This window comes from Effusibacillus sp. SKA8 (assembly GCF_058273125.1).
Genome location: NZ_JBZCSF010000002.1, coordinates 289,440 through 306,162, shown reverse-complemented (window position 1 = coordinate 306,162; position 16,723 = coordinate 289,440). Strand labels below are relative to the sequence as shown.

Below are 16,723 nucleotides of genomic sequence, written 5' to 3'. Positions count from 1 at the left end.
CTGATCAAGGGCGAGATTGTGTTGCGGGACCGGCGGGTGGATTTGTCGGAGATTAACTGCCCGGTGCTGATCCTGACTGCGGAACATGATCACATCGTGCCTTGCAGCCAGACGCGGGCGTTGTTTGAACATATCGGCAGCACCGACAAGACGGAACACCATTACCCCGTCGGGCATGTGAGCCTCGTGTTCGGGGGTACAGCCAGAAACAGAGTCTACCCGGAAACCGCCGCCTGGCTGGCGGAGAGGGACTAAAAAGGAGGACTGACAAGGAATTGAATCGGCCCCGAGAGGGGCGAGATCCGGGCCGTTGCTCATTTTTCAACGGCCTTTTGTTGTCGGTGTTAATTGCCTGACGGATGGATAGGGAGTTCACCCAAAAGGATCAGACAAACAACAACTCTTTTATAAACTCCGGCAGCCGGAAACATTGGTCCAGGATGTCCCGGTTGACGTAGCGGGTCGTCTTGTCGAAGCGCGGCGTGGCGGCTGGCGGGCCGTATTTTTTGGAGCCGAGCGTAAAGCTCCACAGTCCGCCGGGATAGGTGGGCACAATGGCTGTGTAAAGCAAGGTTGTCGGGAACAGCCGCCGGATGTTCCCGTAGGTCTCCCGCATGATGTCGGAATGGAAAATCGGGGACTGGCTTTGGCAAACCACCATCCCGTCGGATTTTAAAGCGCGGTGCAGATTTCGATGGAAACCGTATTCGAAAAGCTGCTTGGCGGGACCGACCGGATCGGAAGAATCGACGATGATCACATCGTATCGGTCTGTGATGTCGCGGACAAACTCCACCCCGTCGCAAAATATGAAACGCACCCGCGGATCGGACAGGTTGCCCGACACTTCCGGCAAGTGTTCTTTGCAGGCCTGGACAACCAACTGATCGATTTCCACCAGATCGATTTGTTCCACAGTTTCGTATTTGGCGACTTCGCGGGCCGCGCCGCAATCGCCGCCGCCGATCACAAGCACCTGTTTCGGATTCGGATGAAACGCCATTGGAACATGGGAAATCATTTCATTATAAATAAAGCCGTCGATGGAAGTTGTTTGCACCACTCCGTCCAACACCAGCATCCGGCCGAAGTCATAGGAATCCAAAATCATCACGTGCTGGAACGGAGATTGTTCCGCGAACACAACGTCGCGGATCCGGTAGCTGATTTTCAGGTTTTCCCGCTCATTTTCCGTCAACCACAATTCGCCGTTTTGGTACTGAAGAAACTTGGGCAATCCTTCCATTTTCAACCTCCCCTTAAAATTCGTTTCAACGATAAACCTTACCTAAATCTTTACTTTTTTGCAAGGGAGTGTGCGAATTTTTGCACGAGAGTGCGCAAATTTTCGAATGTTTGTCCGGGATTTTGCGGCAAATGTTGAAAATGTTCAACACCCATTTTATAATCAAATTATAAGTCAAAGATAGTCAAAGTAAAACCGGAACCCGGTTGGCAATAGTTGTTGTCCGAGGAGGGGATTTTATGGGACAACCGGTCGAACCTTTGTGGCATGAAGACGAATCCGTTGTTGTCAGAAATCATCGGGTGAAAGTGTTCATTCGCTGCCGCGATTGCGGCGAAACGTTCCGGCTTCGCGGCTCGTTTGACGAAACGGGGCGGTTGCATACGGGATTCAAAAGATGTCTGTGCGATAACGACAAACATTTTGACATTGCCTGGTACGAGTAGTGTTTTTACTCGCCAGCGGAACGGCAAAGAGGGGCCTTTCCCCCCTCTTTTTTGCATGGCTTCCGTTATAATCTTGCTAACCGCTCCTCGAACCGCCGCTTCTTGCCCCAAGGCGACTGAAAACGACGATCTAGGCGGCGCTGATTGTGGCCGGGGCGAGAGTGGAATTTTTTAAAAGAGATCTTTCCGAAAGGGCGATTGCGCATGTTTTGGATCATGCTGGCTGTCATCTTAGCGCTTGGCATTGACAACCTGATTGTCTCGACGGCAATCGGATTGTCAAACGGGGGCAACAAATTCCGCACGGCTCTGACGTTTGCCGCGTTTGAGGCTTTGATGCCGATGTTCGGTTTTTTTCTCGGAACCTCGCTTGGAATTCTTTTTGCAAAATGGGCGTTTTACGCTGGCATTGTCTTGATGTTCGGGTTGGGGGTCTACTACCTGTTCGAAAACGAAGACCGGGAGGAAAAGCTCGTCGCTTCGCTGGCCGGGGAGTTGCGGGGATGGACGTTGATCCTGACCGGCATTTTTATCAGCCTCGACGAGATGTTCGTCGGTTCGTCGTTTGGCCTGATCGGGCTTCCGATCGTTCTCACGGCGGTGATATTAGGGGTTCAGGCTTTCTTTTTCACTTTGCTTGGCGTTTCGTTTGCGAAGCGCATCAAACCGCTGCTCGGCGAAGCTGCCGAAAAAATCGCCGGCGTGATCCTGATTGCGCTCGCGACCGGGCTGATGATTGAGAAATTAACTTAGACTGCCTCCAATTTTTTAATTCTTGCAGCAAAGGATTTTTGCTATAATACTTAGCGAAAGACCCGAAGCCGCCGTTCGGTCCGGTTGCCGGGCGTGCGCTTTCTCGATAAGGAAAGGAAGGAGCGGGATGTTGTTAAAAATGTCGTTTGAAGCGTTAAACTGGACGAGTCATCTCATCGCGCTGGCCGGGGTGCTGCTGCTGTGCCTGCCGACCTTCTGGATGGCGAAACTCCTCCGCAGGTTTGAGACGCATCAAAAAATTGACCTTGCCAAAGTGCAAAAGGTGCGGCTGTTTGACCGCGGGTGTGTGCGCGATGCAAGTCCGGACGAGGTGAAACGGCTTGTCGACTGGTTTAACGAAGCCGCTTTCATCCAAAAACGCGAGTATGATAACCCACGTGCCGGTACGGAAGGAATCGCGATCGAGTTGAACAACGGCGAAGAAATCCTGATCGTGCCGAGGGATGGAGATTTTGACATTACGCGGCGGAAAGCGAATCATGCGATTGTCACTTACTGGGCGCGGCATGCGGAACTGGGCAATTTTCTCGTGAAATTGTCCGTTTAATGCTTTTTTTCACATATTGCCGGCCGGACCGGGGAAACGTAAATCTGACATTTATTCCTTTTTGCCGGAGGTCTTGCCGTTTTTTCTCATTTCGCGTATAATAAACTGAGAATGGAATCATTCCAAGTCAGGGTCGTTCCAAAGTAAGCCTGACTTCTTTCTTGGGAATATTCCTGACTAATTTGATCAGGAATCTGAAACCGACAAGTGTTGCCTCGGAGGAGGTGGATGGGGTGAGACTGTCTGCCCGTGGCCATTACGGATTGATAGCCATGGCATATCTCGCTCAGCGGGAAAACGAGGGGCCGATTCCGATCAAGACGATCGCCGTCGCGGAGCAAATCCCCGACCAGTTTCTCGAGCAGATTCTGTTCTCAATGCGAAAAGCGGGATTGGTGACTGCCGTGCGCGGTCCGCGAGGCGGATACAGGTTGTCACGTCCATCGGATCAGATCACGGCGGGAGAGGTGATCCGAGCGTTGGAAGGACCGATCGCTCCCGTGGAGTGTCTGCATATCGAAACGGATGAGGATTGTTGCAGCAAGACCGAGTCGTGCACAACCAAGTTCGTTTGGGAAAAACTGCGCGATACGATGGTTTCCGTGCTGGACAACATCACGCTTCGAGAGATTGTCGAGCGGGGAAATCCCCTGATTCAAGAGGAGAGCAAATAAAACATTTTACGCGTTACGCGGAAGGAAGGTAGGGGGTAGTTAACATGGCGGATTTGGTGATCAAAAACCTGCACGTCAACGTGGCAGGCAAAGAAGTCCTGAAAGGATTCAACTTGACGGTAAAGGGCGGCGAAGTGCACGCCATCATGGGACCGAACGGCACGGGGAAGACGACCCTGTCGATGACGCTGGCCGGGCATCCCCGTTATGAAGTGACCAGGGGAGAGGTAACGCTTGGCGATAAAAATCTGCTTGAGATGGAGGTTGACGAGCGGGCTCGCGAAGGGCTGTTCCTGGCATTCCAGTACCCGGCGGAAATCCCGGGAGTTCCCGTCAAGAATTTCCTGCGTCAGGCGTACAACGCCGTGAAGGGAACGCAGATGGAAGTGTTTGAATTCTATTCCATCATGCAAGAAAAGATGCAACTGATGAAGATGGACATGTCGTTTGCAAACCGCAACTTGAACGAGGGATTCTCCGGCGGCGAGAAGAAGCGCCACGAGATTCTGCAGATGGCTCTGCTTGAGCCGAAAATCGCGATCCTTGACGAAACCGACTCCGGTCTTGACATCGACGCGCTGAAAATCGTCGCGGACGGCGTCAACAGCCTGCGCGGCCCGGAACTCGGCGTTCTCGTCATCACCCATTACCACCGTTTGCTTGAATACATCAAACCCGATTTTGTCCATGTCATGATGGACGGCCGGATCGTGCGTTCGGGCGGACCCGAGCTCGCTCTCGAACTGGAAGCCAAGGGATACGACTGGATCAGGAGCGAAGTGTCTGTCGGTGGGGAGGTATAAAGCATGTCGAAAGTGATCAGTTCCGCGATCGAGCCGGCTGTTCGGACGCTCGCCGACCGGTTTGACGAACCGGCGTGGGCAAAAGAGCTTCGTATGCAGGCGCTGGAAGCCTACGACCTGCTCGACCTTCCCAAACAAGACGAAGGATGGCGGAATCTTCGCTTGAAGGAAGTGCCGCTCGATTCCATCGTTGCCGTGGCAGACAGGCAGGAAACCCCGGAGGCGATCCGCGGCCGGATCGACGAAAATGCGGCCGGCGCCGTCGTTCATTACCGGAGCGATGTGACGGAAGTCCGTCTGCATCCCGAATTGGCGGAAAAAGGCGTGATTCTTACCGGTTTGCAGGACGCCATCGCCAATCATCCGGACAAGGTGGAGAAATATCTCGGCAAGCTCTACAGCTTCAAAGAGAGCAAGTTTGCCGCTCTGCATTACGCGTTGCGAACGGGCGGGGCCTTCCTTTACGTTCCGAAGAACGTGACGATCGATCGGCCGATTCAGGTATTCACCTATACGGACGTACCAAATGCCGGTGTGTTTAATCATACGCTGGTCGTCGCCGAAGCGTTTTCGCAGGTTACTGTTCTTGAGTATTCGGCTTCCGATTTGCAGGGCGGTACCGCGATTCACAGCGGGGCGGTCGAAGTCTTTGCCCATGACGGGGCAAAAGTTACCTATATCGCGGTGCAAAACTTCGATCAGGGAACTTACAGTTTCAATCCGCGCCGTGCGCAAGTCGGCCGCGATGCCGGAGTCAAATGGGTTGCCGCCGAATTCGGAGGCAAAATCGCCCGCTCCGAAAACACGTCGTATGTCGACGGGGACGGAGCGAACTCGGACGCGGTGGTTGTATTCTTCGGTTCCGGCGAACAGACGCTTGACGTATCCGCCGCCATGATTCACCGCGGAAGACACGGCACGTCGGACATTACGGCCAAAGGTGTCATGAACGGCAAGGCGAAAACGATCTGGCGCGGTCTGGGCCACATCCGGCAGGGGGCCAAAGGTTCCTCCACCCAGCAGAAAGAAAACAGTCTGATCCTGTCCGACAGCGCCAAAGGGGACGCGATTCCGGGGCTTCTGATCGAAGAGACGGATGTTGCGGGAGCGGGCCACGCCGCCACCGTCGGACGGATGGACGAAGCGCATCTGTTCTATCTGCAAAGCCGAGGCATTCCGCTGAAACAAGCGCAGCGGATGATTGTGGAAGGGTTCTTCGGGCCCGTGATCGAACTGGTTCCGCTCGAAGACGTCCGCAACGAGATCCAATCTCTGGCAGACCGAAAGTTGGGGTGGTAACCCGTGTTTGACGTGAATGAGATCAAGCGGGATTTTCCGGTTTTGAGCCAAGAAATCAACGGGAAGCCGCTCGCCTATTTGGATTCGGCGGCCAGCTCGCAGATTCCCCGTCAAGTTGTGGAAGCCATGTCAAAATATTATGTGTCGAGCCACTCGAACGTTCATCGCGGCGTCCACACACTGGCGGAAAGAGCCACGTCCGCCTATGAAGAAGCGCGGGAAAAAGTCGCCCGTTTTGTAAACGCGCCGCTGCCGCAGAACATTGTGTTCACCCGGGGGGCCACGGAGGCGATTAATCTGGTTGCATATGCGTACGGGTTGCACAGATTGCAGGAAGGCGACGGAATCATCGTTACACTGCTGGAGCACCACTCCAATCTGGTGCCGTGGCAGCAGATCGCGAAGCTGAAGGGTGCAAAGCTGTACATGGTGGAATTGACCGAGAATGGCCATCTCGACATGGAACAGTACCGCAGCTTCCTGAAACAGGGCAATATCAAAATTGTGGCGGTCACCCATGCGTCCAATGTGCTGGGAGCCATAACGCCGGTCAAGGAAATCATCCGGGAAGCGCATGCCGCCGGAGCTGTAGTGATGGTGGACGCCGCGCAAAGTGTACCCCACCTGCAGATCGACGTGCAGGACCTCGATGCGGATTTTCTGGCTGCTTCCGGGCATAAGATGTTGGGACCGACCGGCATCGGATTCCTGTATGGCAAGGGGAAACTCCTGGATTCGATGGAGCCTTTCCAGCTTGGCGGCAGCATGATCGGCCTCGTGGACTACTACGAGTCCAACTGGGCGGAAGTCCCGGCGAGATTCGAAGCGGGCACGCCGAATATCGTGGGAGCCGTGGGGCTTGCCGCGGCGATCGATTATCTGACGGCGCTCGGAATGGACAATGTGCGGAAGCATGAAGAAGAATTGCTCGCGTATGCGTGGGATCGGCTCGGCCAAGTGGAAGGGATCAGGATGTACGGCCCGCGCGAACCGCGAACCGGGCTGATCGCCTTCAATCTCGACGACACCCATCCGCATGACGTTTCCACCGTGCTTGACGCGGAAGGCGTTGCCGTCCGGGCGGGCCACCACTGTGCCCAGCCGCTTCACAAGTGGTTGAAGGCTGCCGCCACGAACCGGGCCAGTTTTTATATCTATAACGACGAACGGGACATTGACCGTCTTGTGTCCGCCCTCCAGAAAGTGAAGGAGATGTTTGGCTATGTCGCTCGATAGTCTGTACCAGGATGTGATCCTGGATCACTACAAACGGCCCCGCAACGTGGGGAAAATTGAAAACTACGATGTCGGCATGGAGTTGGCGAATCCCACCTGCGGAGACGTGATCGGGATCCATCTGAAGCTGAATGCCGAAGGAAAAGTGGCGGACGCCAAATTCCACGGCCATGGTTGCTCGATCAGCCAGTCCAGCGCTTCTATGCTGACTGTCAAACTGAAGGGAAAGACAATCCGGGAAGCCCGCAAGCTGATTGCCGATTTTTACGATATGATGAAAGGCGTCGAGGGAGATTATAAGGAACTTGGCGAACTGCAGGCGCTGCAGGGAGTTTCCAAATACCCCGTGCGGATCAAGTGCGCCACATTGGCCTGGAAAGCGCTTGAGAAAGGCTTGGACAAAAAGGAGGGTATTGAAAATGGCTAAATCCAAAGAGGAGATCGCCGAGAGAAGTCCGGTGCTTGATATCGTCTCCGATTACAAATACGGCTTCTCCGACCCCGAGAACTATGTTTACAAGTCAGAAAAAGGTTTGACACGGGAAATCGTGAAGAAAATCTCCGAGATGAAAAACGAGCCGGGATGGATGACCGACTTTCGCCTGAAGAGCTACGATATTTTCGTCAATATGCCGATGCCCTGGTGGACCAAGGATCTGGACGATCTCGACTTTGACGATATCCATTATTACGTGCGTCCGACCGACAAAGCGGTACAAAGCTGGGAAGACGTGCCCGACACGGTGAAGCAGACGTTTGACAAACTGGGGATTCCGGAAGCGGAGCGCAACTTCCTGGCGGGGGTGACCGCCCAGTACGAATCGGAGGTTGTCTACCACAGCATCCGCAAAGACCTGGAAGAATTGGGCGTCCTCTTTACCGACATGGATACTGCGGTTCGCGAATATCCGGAAATCGTGAAAAAATATTTCAGCACGGTTATCCCGCCGTCCGACAACAAGTTCGCCGCCCTGAACTCGGCGGTTTGGTCCGGCGGCTCCTTCATCTGGGTGCCGAAGGGCGTACACGTTGAAATTCCGTTGCAGGCGTACTTCCGCATCAACACGAAAAACGCGGGCCAGTTCGAGCGCACGCTGATTATCGGGGAAGAAGATTCTTTCGTCCACTATGTGGAAGGATGCTCCGCTCCCAAGTATTCGTCCGACTCTCTGCACTCCGCGGTGGTGGAAATCGTTTGTCTGCCCGGATCGCGCGTGCGTTACACCACGATCCAGAACTGGTCTCCGAACGTGTACAATCTGGTGACCAAGCGTGCCGTAGCTCACGAAAACGCGGTGATGGAGTGGATTGACGGCAACATCGGCTCCAAGCTGACCATGAAATACCCGGCTGTGATCCTGAAGGGAGAAGGCGCCCGCGCGGAAATCACCTCGATCGCGTTTGCCGGAAAAGGCCAGCATCAGGACGCCGGTACCAAAGTGTTCCACTTGGCGCCCAATACGTCCAGCACGATCGTCTCCAAGTCGATCTCCAAGGGCGGCGGCAAAACCACTTACCGCGGCTGGGTCAAGGTGGCGGACAACGCGCACGGCTCGAAAGTGAACGTGAAGTGCGACGCGTTGATGTTTGACGATGGTTCCGTATCGGATACGATTCCGTTCATGGAAATCAACGAAGAGAACGTTTCGATCGAACACGAAGCGACCGTTTCCAAAGTGTCGGAAGACATGTTGTTCTATCTGATGAGCCGCGGCCTTTCGGAAGAACAGGCGACAAGCCTCATCGTTTCCGGATTCATCGAACCGTTCGCGAAAGAATTGCCGATGGAGTACGCGGTGGAGTTGAACCGGTTGATCGAACTGGAAATGGAAGGCTCCGTGGGATAAAGAATACGGTTGACAAATACTCCTAAATAATATAGAGAGGACAAAGGAGATAGCATTTTGCGGCGCTCTCCGGAACTCCTCTCTATTTTATTTTCGTTATTTTGTTTCACGCCATGAGCCGGGCGGATATTGCGTTCTCCATTGGGATAATCCTATTGGGTAACCGATTGTTTTTGTCTTGTTAAAACTGTATTATAGGATATGGGTGTTTAATTGATGAATAATATGTATTCTATAGCCTTGTGAGGTTAATGATATGGGAGCGTCTCTATACTCAAAGAAAGCCATGTTATCGTTAAAAATCTCCGAATTTGAAATGCCGCCGATGCAGGATCTGCTGATTATCGGCAGAAAAGCTCCGATCGGACCGGAGGCCGTCCGGCGTATGGCCGAGGCGCTGTCGCCCGAGCAATATGTGATTGTTCCCACGGACCATCCGAAGGTGGAAGCGATATTGCTTCGTACCGCGCTTTACGAAATGATGGACCAAGACACGTTAGTGAACATTGTTTTGGAAGAAGCCGAAGGAATTTTTAACGATTCGATGGTTTTGCGTTCGGAGGTAAAAATCGAAATCGCCGTTCAACGCGAGGTGAACCTGAAGTGAGAATCGAGGAAGTCATGACTCCTTCGATTTGCACCATTTCTTCCGGTAAAAGTGTAGTGTTCGCTTCGCGTCAAATGAACGAACGGGGGGTTGGGTCCCTGGTTGTGGAAGATCACGGGCGGTTGGTCGGCATTGTAACTTCCAAGGACATCCGCGCTTCGCATCCCAACCGAATCGTAGCCGATGCGATGACGCCAAATCCCGTTACGATCGAGAAAAAGCGATTTATCTGGGACGCTTTGTTGTTAATGGAAAAGCATCATATTGAACGTTTAATCGTCACGGATCAAGGGAAGATCGCGGGGATGGTCACGCGGGAAGCGATCAGAAGCACGATCAACATGTTCGTCGATTCCCTCACGGGATTATACAAAACCGCGTACATTCAATATCTTGTTGAAGATTATCTGCAGCGCAAGCAAGTTTTTCAATTTCTCTTTTTGGATTTGAACGATTTCGGCAGTATCAATAAAGAGTTCGGACATCCGGTGGGAGATGACATTCTGGTAAGTTTCGCGCAGCGTCTGCAAAACGTCAAGCGAGAGACGGATCATATATGCAGATACGCCGGGGACGAGTTTATTATTCTCACTTTGCGTGGCAAAGAAGAGACCTTGGCGCTGATGGAGTACCTGTCTGAGCCCGTCGAGATACTGGGGGCTTCCGTTTCCCTGTCCATTGGTGCAATGTTCGGAGCGGACGAACAGGATTTTTTCGCCTTGTCTTTTCGGGAGATCCTGAGCCGGACCAGCTTGTTGTCTACGAAAAACAAAGTAAAAATTTAGATGTGGGCGGAGATTATGGTACAATATCCCCGAGGTGATAGTATTGATCGACCCGGTTGCGTTTACCCTAGGCCCGTTTTCCGTGCACTGGTACGGAATCATTATGACGAGCGCGTTTGTTCTCGGGGTTCTGCTGGCGCAACGCCATGCCCGGAAATTTGGCATTGATCCGGAACATATTCTGAACATGGCGATGTATATCATTCCGCTGGCGATCATTGGGGCTCGTACATATTACGTGATTTTTGAATGGGAAAATTACAGGCACAATCTGTTTGAAGCGTTTGCGATCTGGCACGGCGGACTGGCCATTCACGGCGGCTTGATTGGCGGGTTTCTCGGCGGACTGTATTATGTTCGAAAAAACAGGCTGTCCATGCTACTGTTTGGAGATTTGTTGATGCCAAGCGTGATCCTGGGACAAGCGATCGGTCGCTGGGGCAATTTCATCAACCAAGAGGCGCACGGCGGACCGGTGTCGGAAGAGTTCATCAATCATTTTCCGGCATTTATCAGACAGCAAATGTGGATTGACGGCCAATACTACCATCCCACGTTTTTGTACGAATCGCTTTGGAATCTGCTGGTGTTTGCCGTATTGATGAGCATGCTCCACAGATTCAAAAAATTCGACGGGCAAGTGCTGTTTTCGTACATGATTCTCTACTCCATCGGCCGGTTCTTTATTGAGGGAATGCGGACAGACAGTCTGATGTTGGGGCCGCTGCGGGTGGCGCAAGTCGTAAGTTTGGTGCTGGTGACGGTCGGCATCGTTTTGCTGATCTGGGCGTCGAAAAGAAAAATGCCCCATGAAAACGGGAATACCTTGGCTTAGCGCCGGAGTTTTTCTCGTGTTGTACGCAGCGCACAATAAAAAAACGAGGACCGGCATTTTTTCTCCGGTCCTTCCCTTTTCACCAGCGATTAATAGGTTCCAGGAATGAGCAGAATAATTCATTGACTTATACAGCGTAACCATCCCTGGCGACACCGGGCAACAAGAGAAACAAAACGAAAATAATCAAGAACACAACTGCCCAACGGGTGAAAATGCCGAAACATCCATCTGTCATTGGTTTACCCCCTTTCCATCCGGACATTCCGGCTTACTAATAGACGGGAACCGTTCTGCAAACAGTAGTTGTAACGGGAATCAAGAGAATGAACAGTACAAAGATGATTAAGAATACGACCGCCCAACGAGTAAAACCACCAAATACTCCGACTCCATCCATCATAGCTTCCCTCCTTGTTGTTTGATACATTTACAGTTAATTCAGGTCAGTAAATTATCGTAACGGACAAGTGCCGTAAGCTATCAGTCTATTTTTAATAGAATCGGGCGGAATCCGCTTGACGGTTTAACTTGTCCTTAAGTAAAGGGTAAAGGTCTTTTTTGTTTGCGAGGCGGCCTTTGCCTGGAATCGGCGCGGGGGCCGCTTCGTTTTTTCGGGGTCCGGTTGAAACGTTCGGGCCCGTTTGAAACGCGGTGGTCTGCCGATCGGTTGGAGAAACGAACGACAAATGGATTTGGGGGGCGGGTAACATGGAGTTCTTCTCTGCTGAATTTTTCTCGACGCTGCTGGCCATCGTCGTGATCGACCTCGTATTGGCCGGCGACAACGCGATTGTCATTGGGCTGGCGGCCAGGAACTTGCCGAGGCACCAGCAAAAACGGGCGATCGTTTGGGGAACGGCCGGGGCGATCGCGATTCGGATCGTTGCGACACTGGTTGTCGTGTGGCTGTTGAAGATTCCGGGGCTTCTGGTAACGGGCGGCCTGTTGCTGGTTTGGATCGCTTATAAGCTGTCGACCGAGGAGAAAAAGCACGATGTCAAAGCGGCCTCCGGTTTGTGGGCGGCCATTCGGACCATTATCGTAGCGGACGCGGTCATGGGGCTTGACAACGTGCTGGCGGTTGCGGGAGCCGCACACGGCGACTGGATCCTGGTGATTCTCGGGTTGTTGGTCAGCGTTCCGGTCGTTGTGTGGGGAAGTACCTTGATATTGAGGTTGATCGAACGGTTCCCGGCGATTATTTACATCGGTGCCGGCGTGTTGGCGTGGACGGCCGCCAAAATGATCACGGACGAACCGCTGTTGCGCTCGTACTTTGCGAACCCGGTTTTGCATTGGGGAACCATTGCCGGCATAATCGGCGGCGTGCTGGTGGTGGGCAGGTTAAAGAATCGACAAAAACAGCAAGTGGCGGGAAGTTAATCCGAAAGCCTTTGCGCTTGACAAGGCTCCGGATCCGGCGGTTCGGAACCGTCGAATCTTGTTGTTTCAAAAATGGTTGGCTGGTATGATCAGATTGAATGGATGCATAGAGCGCTGTTTCGCCAGCTGTGCGGTGCGGCTGTTTCGGAAGGGGGGGCGAAAGTGATCGAATTCAAACGCGTGTTAAAGGTGTACCCCAATGGGACTGTGGGGTTGAAAGGCATTGACCTGACGATCGAAAAGGGCGAGTTTGTCGTTGTGATCGGGTTGTCCGGTGCAGGAAAATCGACGTTTCTGCGTTGCATCAACCGCCTGCATGACGTAACGGAAGGGGAAATTCTGATCGACGGCCAATCGATCACCGCCGCTTCCGGCAAGGAATTGCGCCGAATCCGGCGGAACATCGGGATGATTTTTCAAAGGTTCAATTTGGCCAAGCGTTTGTCGGTGGTTGGCAATGTGTTGTCGGGGCGTGTCGGCTATCATTCGACCCTGCGCACGCTGTTGGGCCTGTTTCCCGAAGCGGATGTGGAGTTGGCGCTGCGGGCTTTGGAAAGGGTGAATCTCCGGGAAAAAGCGTACGTGCGGGCTGACGAATTGTCAGGCGGACAGCAGCAGCGCGTGTCGATTGCGCGTGCTTTGGCGCAAGAACCGAAAATTATTTTGGCGGATGAGCCGGTTGCCTCATTGGACCCTCTGACGACCAGGCAGGTGATGGATGACTTGCGGCGGATCAACCGGGAACTGGGCATTACCATGGTTGTGAACTTGCATTTTGTCGACTTGGCGCGTGAGTATGCGACCCGCATCATCGGACTCCGGGCGGGGCGGATTGTGTTTGACGGGCCGGTGGAGGCGGTGACGGATGAAGTGTTCGCCGAAATTTACGGCCGGCCCGTGAAAAAAGACGAACTGCTGGGCGCCGGGCGTCTGCTCCCGACCTGCCAAGACGCGTAAAGACAGGTGATCAGGAGGAAACCGGGAATATGACAAAAGCCGTTCGGGAAAGCATTACCGTTACGATTCTTGCAACGAGCGACGTACACGGCAATATCCTGCCTCTTAATTACGCAAACAATCAGCCTGACGAAGTGGGGTTGGCCAAAATTTCCACTTTGATCCGGCAGGAGCGCCGGAAGAACCCGCATGTTGTCGTGATCGACAACGGGGATCTTCTCCAAGGAACGCCTTTAACTTACTATCATGCCAGAGTCGACAACGAACCGGTCGACCCGCTAGTTCACGTGCTCAATCATCTTCAGTATGATGCGGCGGTTTTCGGAAATCACGAATTCAATTACGGACAAGACGTCCTTACGAAAGCGCTCCGGGAATCGAGTTTTCCCTGGTTGGCGGCCAACATTGTAAAAAGTGGCACAAACGAGCCTTTCTACGGCCAGCCATACCTGATCAAACATTTGCCGGACGGTCCGACAATCGGGATTCTCGGCCTTACCACACAGTACGTTCCAAATTGGGAACATCCGCATCACATCGCGGGCATCGAATTTTTGGACGCGGTGGAAACAGCGAAAAAATGGGTGCCGGTCTTACGGGAACGCGTAGACTTGCTGGTTGTGTCTTACCACGGCGGTTTTGAACGGGATCTCGATACGGGGGAACCGACCGAACAGCTGACCGGCGAAAATCAGGGGTATCAGCTTTGCATGGAAGTTCCGGGGATCGACGTGCTGGTCACCGGTCACCAGCATCGCCTAATCGCGGGCCGGACTATCAACGGGGTCGCGGTTGTCCAGCCGGGTCAGCAGGCCAGAGCGTTGGCGAAAATCAACGTGATCATGGAGCGGCGGCAAGACCGGTGGGCAGTTGTCGAAAAAAATTCGGTACTCCTGTCCGTGGAAGGCATTGCAGCGGATGATGCGATCCGCGAGATCCTCCGGCCTTATGAAGACAACACCCAGGCGTGGTTGGACAAACCGATCGGCAGAATTTTGGGAGACATGCGGGTCCGGGATCCGTTGGCGATTCGGATGAAAGACAACGCGTTGATCGAGTTTTTCAACAAAGTGCAGATGGAAAGCGCCAAAGTCGATATTTCCAGTACTGCGTTGTTCAGCAATCAGTCGCCGGGCCTCAAACCCGACGTCACCATGCGCGATATCGTGGCGAACTACATCTATCCCAACACGCTTCGCGTGCTGCGGCTCAAGGGACAGGACATCAAAGACGCTCTGGAAAAAAGCGCTTCCTACTTTGCACGGTATACGGGCGGTCCGGTTGCGGTGAATCCGGAGTTCACGACCCCGAAGCCGCAGCATTACAACTATGACATGTGGGAAGGCATCGAATACCGGATTAGCATTTCCCGTCCGGTCGGCCAACGGGTCGTCATGTTGAACTACCGTGGAAAGCCGCTGGACATGGAGGCGACATACGAGGTTGTGATGAACAACTACCGGGCGGGCGGAGGCGGCAACTATTTTATGTTTCGGGGCAAAGAAGTCGTCCGCGACATTCCGACCGACGTGTCGGAACTGATCGCTAATTACATCCTGGAACGGGGCACAATTGAAGCGACTGTCGACAATAACTGGGAAGTCGTTCACGATTGAGCCGAAAATCAATTGAAAAGGCGGGGGCCCGGTATGACGGAAGAAACTTATTTTTTCACGTATGTTTTGGAAGACGGAAGGGAAGTGGCGGCCTCCTTCCGGGATATAAACGACCGCGACGGGTGTGACATTTCGCTGGCGATGTACCGGATGAATCTGGGACCGGTCACGCAAGAGGTGTGGGAAAAAACGGTCAAAAAATTTAACGGTACCGTCTTGTCGTGAAAGGAGAGAACAGCATCGTGGAACAAGTCGAGTTCAGTACATATGAACAGATTGAAAACGCAGTCCTGGAGAAAGTGCGCGAACGGATTGTCGAGGGGCGCTTTCTCACCGCTCTTTTGAATGGCGAGCTCAACGAGCGGCAGATTCGGGAATTTGCGCTGCAGTACAGCTACTACAGCCGGAATTTTCCCCGCGTGCTTGGCGCTGCGATTGCCGCAATGGAACCGATCGACAAATGGTGGGTTCCGATTGCGGATAATCTTTGGGATGAAGGGGGGAGGGGAAACCCGAACGCGTACCATTCCCTCCTGTACCGCACATTTTTGGAAACGGCGGCGCCCGATGTGGCCATCAGCGATGATCACATACCGGATTACCCTGTCGCTCCCGCGGCAAAAAAAGCCGTGGAAACGTTTATTCGTTTCCTTCGGAACGCGACGCCGTTGGAAGCGATGGCGGCGATCGGTCTCGGTTCCGAATTTTTTGCGGGAGAGGTGATGGGGCTTATCGGGAAAGGACTCCAGCATCCAAACTATAACAAAACTCGCAAGCTGAACGTGACATTCTGGACGGTGCACGCGGAAACCCACGAACCCCGCCATTACCAACTGTGCAAAGATATTTTGGCGCAATACACCGATCCCGCGGATTTGACGGTTATGTACCGGGCAGGGGTTGCCATGGCGATGTCGGAAGCGGATTTTTACGACGGAATCTATGATTCGATGGTATAGGCCTGATCCGTTTGGGGCACTCTAGCGCTGAATCAACCAGCAAAGGAGTGCATAAGAATGCCGTTTGGCGCACATGAAACGATGGAAGTCCACGAGATTTTGTCGGCGAAAAAATGCTTGATTGAACATTTTTCGATGTACGAGCAGCAATGTCAGGATCCCATCCTGCGGGACATGCTGCACCGGCACATTCAATCCGCCATCCAGGGATACAATCAACTCGTATCTTACACGCACGATTATCACACCGCCCAGGCCCGGATGATGCCCATGCATACCGCCCATACGTATGATGTCCGGTACGGGCTGCACAATCCCGCGCCTTCCGCACCGCAAACGGGAGCCGCGAAGATCAACGATCAGTCGATTGCGGAAGCGATGCTGATCTCCCATAAAAATTCCGCCAAAAACCATATGGCGGCGGCGTTGGAGTGCGCCGATCCGAATGTCCGCCAAATAATGGTCAACGGCGCCGTCGCTTGTGCGCAGGACGCATACGAAATCTTCAATTACATGAACCATCGCGGATGGTATCAAGTCCCGACGATGAACGATCACACGGCGAAAACGATGCTGCATCATTATCAGCCGCTTCCCCAGGGCGTCATGGGAGGCGTCGAGCCGACCCGGCAGGCGGTATGGGGGATCGGGGCGCAAGCGGAGCCGAATCAAATCCCGAAGATGTGAGGAGAAAGCGGCCTTGGAA

Annotated in this window: 20 protein-coding genes; 19 read left to right on the top strand and 1 reads right to left on the bottom strand. The window is 53.3% G+C overall.

From position 1 onward, the window contains the following. Positions 1-255: serine aminopeptidase domain-containing protein (locus AC4ED1_RS03835; RefSeq protein WP_490936079.1), on the top strand; the 255-nt coding region annotated here is incomplete at its 5' end. A gap of 130 nt (positions 256-385) precedes the next feature. On the opposite strand, the gene speE is transcribed toward AC4ED1_RS03835, so the two are convergent. Then, complete coding sequence (gene speE, locus AC4ED1_RS03830; protein WP_490936078.1) at positions 386-1,246, bottom strand: polyamine aminopropyltransferase; 861 nt, start codon at positions 1,244-1,246, stop codon at positions 386-388. Positions 1,247-1,485: 239 nt separating this feature from the next. Here speE and AC4ED1_RS03825 point away from each other — a divergent pair, with 239 nt between their 5' ends. From AC4ED1_RS03825 to AC4ED1_RS03740, 18 genes are all read left to right on the top strand, one after another. After that, positions 1,486-1,692: a hypothetical protein gene (locus AC4ED1_RS03825; protein ID WP_490936077.1), complete on the top strand. Its 207-nt coding sequence runs from the start codon at positions 1,486-1,488 to the stop codon at positions 1,690-1,692. A 204-nt stretch (positions 1,693-1,896) separates the two neighbouring features. Further along, positions 1,897-2,445 (top strand): manganese efflux pump MntP, encoded by a 549-nt coding sequence (locus tag AC4ED1_RS03820; RefSeq protein WP_490936076.1) that lies wholly within the window; start codon positions 1,897-1,899, stop codon positions 2,443-2,445. Positions 2,446-2,572: 127 nt separating this feature from the next. After that, complete coding sequence (locus tag AC4ED1_RS03815) at positions 2,573-3,013, top strand: YfmQ family protein (protein WP_490936075.1); 441 nt, start codon at positions 2,573-2,575, stop codon at positions 3,011-3,013. A gap of 233 nt (positions 3,014-3,246) precedes the next feature. Beyond that, positions 3,247-3,687, top strand: a complete 441-nt coding sequence (locus AC4ED1_RS03810) for an RrF2 family transcriptional regulator (protein WP_490936074.1) — start codon at positions 3,247-3,249, stop codon at positions 3,685-3,687. Positions 3,688-3,731: 44 nt separating this feature from the next. Continuing rightward, positions 3,732-4,490 (top strand): Fe-S cluster assembly ATPase SufC, encoded by a 759-nt coding sequence (gene sufC, locus AC4ED1_RS03805; protein ID WP_490936073.1) that lies wholly within the window; start codon positions 3,732-3,734, stop codon positions 4,488-4,490. A 3-nt stretch (positions 4,491-4,493) separates the two neighbouring features. Next, positions 4,494-5,789, top strand: a complete 1,296-nt coding sequence (sufD, locus tag AC4ED1_RS03800; RefSeq protein ID WP_490936072.1) for a Fe-S cluster assembly protein SufD — start codon at positions 4,494-4,496, stop codon at positions 5,787-5,789. A gap of 3 nt (positions 5,790-5,792) precedes the next feature. Further along, complete coding sequence (locus AC4ED1_RS03795; RefSeq protein WP_490936071.1) at positions 5,793-7,025, top strand: cysteine desulfurase; 1,233 nt, start codon at positions 5,793-5,795, stop codon at positions 7,023-7,025. Next, complete coding sequence (sufU, locus tag AC4ED1_RS03790; protein WP_490936070.1) at positions 7,012-7,452, top strand: Fe-S cluster assembly sulfur transfer protein SufU; 441 nt, start codon at positions 7,012-7,014, stop codon at positions 7,450-7,452. The genes AC4ED1_RS03795 and sufU overlap by 14 nt, the downstream gene beginning before the upstream one ends. Then, the gene (sufB, locus tag AC4ED1_RS03785) at positions 7,445-8,872 is read left to right on the top strand and encodes a Fe-S cluster assembly protein SufB (protein ID WP_490936069.1); all 1,428 of its coding nucleotides are present in this window, start codon (positions 7,445-7,447) and stop codon (positions 8,870-8,872) included. The genes sufU and sufB overlap by 8 nt, the downstream gene beginning before the upstream one ends. A gap of 256 nt (positions 8,873-9,128) precedes the next feature. Beyond that, a complete protein-coding gene (locus AC4ED1_RS03780; RefSeq protein ID WP_490936068.1) occupies positions 9,129-9,479 on the top strand; it encodes a hypothetical protein in 351 nt (116 codons plus the stop codon). Next, positions 9,476-10,264 carry a GGDEF domain-containing protein gene (locus AC4ED1_RS03775; protein WP_490936067.1) on the top strand — a complete coding sequence of 263 codons (789 nt, stop codon included), beginning with the start codon at positions 9,476-9,478 and terminating at the stop codon, positions 10,262-10,264. Before AC4ED1_RS03780 ends, AC4ED1_RS03775 begins: the two co-directional genes overlap by 4 nt. A gap of 43 nt (positions 10,265-10,307) precedes the next feature. Beyond that, entirely contained in the window at positions 10,308-11,099 is a 792-nt protein-coding gene (gene lgt / locus AC4ED1_RS03770; protein ID WP_490936066.1) for a prolipoprotein diacylglyceryl transferase, read from the top strand. 711 nt (positions 11,100-11,810) lie between these two features. Continuing rightward, positions 11,811-12,485, top strand: a complete 675-nt coding sequence (locus AC4ED1_RS03765; RefSeq protein ID WP_490936065.1) for a TerC family protein — start codon at positions 11,811-11,813, stop codon at positions 12,483-12,485. A gap of 162 nt (positions 12,486-12,647) precedes the next feature. After that, complete coding sequence (gene phnC / locus AC4ED1_RS03760; protein ID WP_490936064.1) at positions 12,648-13,442, top strand: phosphonate ABC transporter ATP-binding protein; 795 nt, start codon at positions 12,648-12,650, stop codon at positions 13,440-13,442. A 29-nt stretch (positions 13,443-13,471) separates the two neighbouring features. After that, positions 13,472-15,058 carry a bifunctional metallophosphatase/5'-nucleotidase gene (locus AC4ED1_RS03755; protein ID WP_490936063.1) on the top strand — a complete coding sequence of 529 codons (1,587 nt, stop codon included), beginning with the start codon at positions 13,472-13,474 and terminating at the stop codon, positions 15,056-15,058. Positions 15,059-15,091: 33 nt separating this feature from the next. Further along, positions 15,092-15,283 (top strand): hypothetical protein, encoded by a 192-nt coding sequence (locus tag AC4ED1_RS03750; RefSeq protein ID WP_490936062.1) that lies wholly within the window; start codon positions 15,092-15,094, stop codon positions 15,281-15,283. 17 nt (positions 15,284-15,300) lie between these two features. Beyond that, positions 15,301-16,017, top strand: coding sequence for an iron-containing redox enzyme family protein (locus tag AC4ED1_RS03745; protein WP_490936061.1), 717 nt, complete (start codon positions 15,301-15,303; stop codon positions 16,015-16,017). A gap of 57 nt (positions 16,018-16,074) precedes the next feature. After that, positions 16,075-16,704 (top strand): spore coat protein, encoded by a 630-nt coding sequence (locus AC4ED1_RS03740; protein ID WP_490936060.1) that lies wholly within the window; start codon positions 16,075-16,077, stop codon positions 16,702-16,704. Positions 16,705-16,723: the final 19 nt, after the last annotated feature.

Bases quoted from the DNA above. Each gene is read 5' to 3' on its own strand.
- sufB (WP_490936069.1), top strand. From the start codon at position 7,445: ATGGCTAAATCCAAAGAGGAGATCGCCGAGAGAAGTCCGGTGCTTGAT.
- AC4ED1_RS03750 (WP_490936062.1), top strand. From the start codon at position 15,092: ATGACGGAAGAAACTTATTTTTTCACGTATGTTTTGGAAGACGGAAGG.
- AC4ED1_RS03815 (WP_490936075.1), top strand. From the start codon at position 2,573: ATGTTGTTAAAAATGTCGTTTGAAGCGTTAAACTGGACGAGTCATCTC.
- AC4ED1_RS03820 (WP_490936076.1), top strand. From the start codon at position 1,897: ATGTTTTGGATCATGCTGGCTGTCATCTTAGCGCTTGGCATTGACAAC.
- AC4ED1_RS03740 (WP_490936060.1), top strand. From the start codon at position 16,075: ATGCCGTTTGGCGCACATGAAACGATGGAAGTCCACGAGATTTTGTCG.
- AC4ED1_RS03825 (WP_490936077.1), top strand. From the start codon at position 1,486: ATGGGACAACCGGTCGAACCTTTGTGGCATGAAGACGAATCCGTTGTT.
- sufU (WP_490936070.1), top strand. From the start codon at position 7,012: ATGTCGCTCGATAGTCTGTACCAGGATGTGATCCTGGATCACTACAAA.
- sufC (WP_490936073.1), top strand. From the start codon at position 3,732: ATGGCGGATTTGGTGATCAAAAACCTGCACGTCAACGTGGCAGGCAAA.
- sufD (WP_490936072.1), top strand. From the start codon at position 4,494: ATGTCGAAAGTGATCAGTTCCGCGATCGAGCCGGCTGTTCGGACGCTC.
- AC4ED1_RS03765 (WP_490936065.1), top strand. From the start codon at position 11,811: ATGGAGTTCTTCTCTGCTGAATTTTTCTCGACGCTGCTGGCCATCGTC.
- AC4ED1_RS03755 (WP_490936063.1), top strand. From the start codon at position 13,472: ATGACAAAAGCCGTTCGGGAAAGCATTACCGTTACGATTCTTGCAACG.
- AC4ED1_RS03780 (WP_490936068.1), top strand. From the start codon at position 9,129: ATGGGAGCGTCTCTATACTCAAAGAAAGCCATGTTATCGTTAAAAATC.
- speE (WP_490936078.1), bottom strand. From the start codon at position 1,246: ATGGAAGGATTGCCCAAGTTTCTTCAGTACCAAAACGGCGAATTGTGG.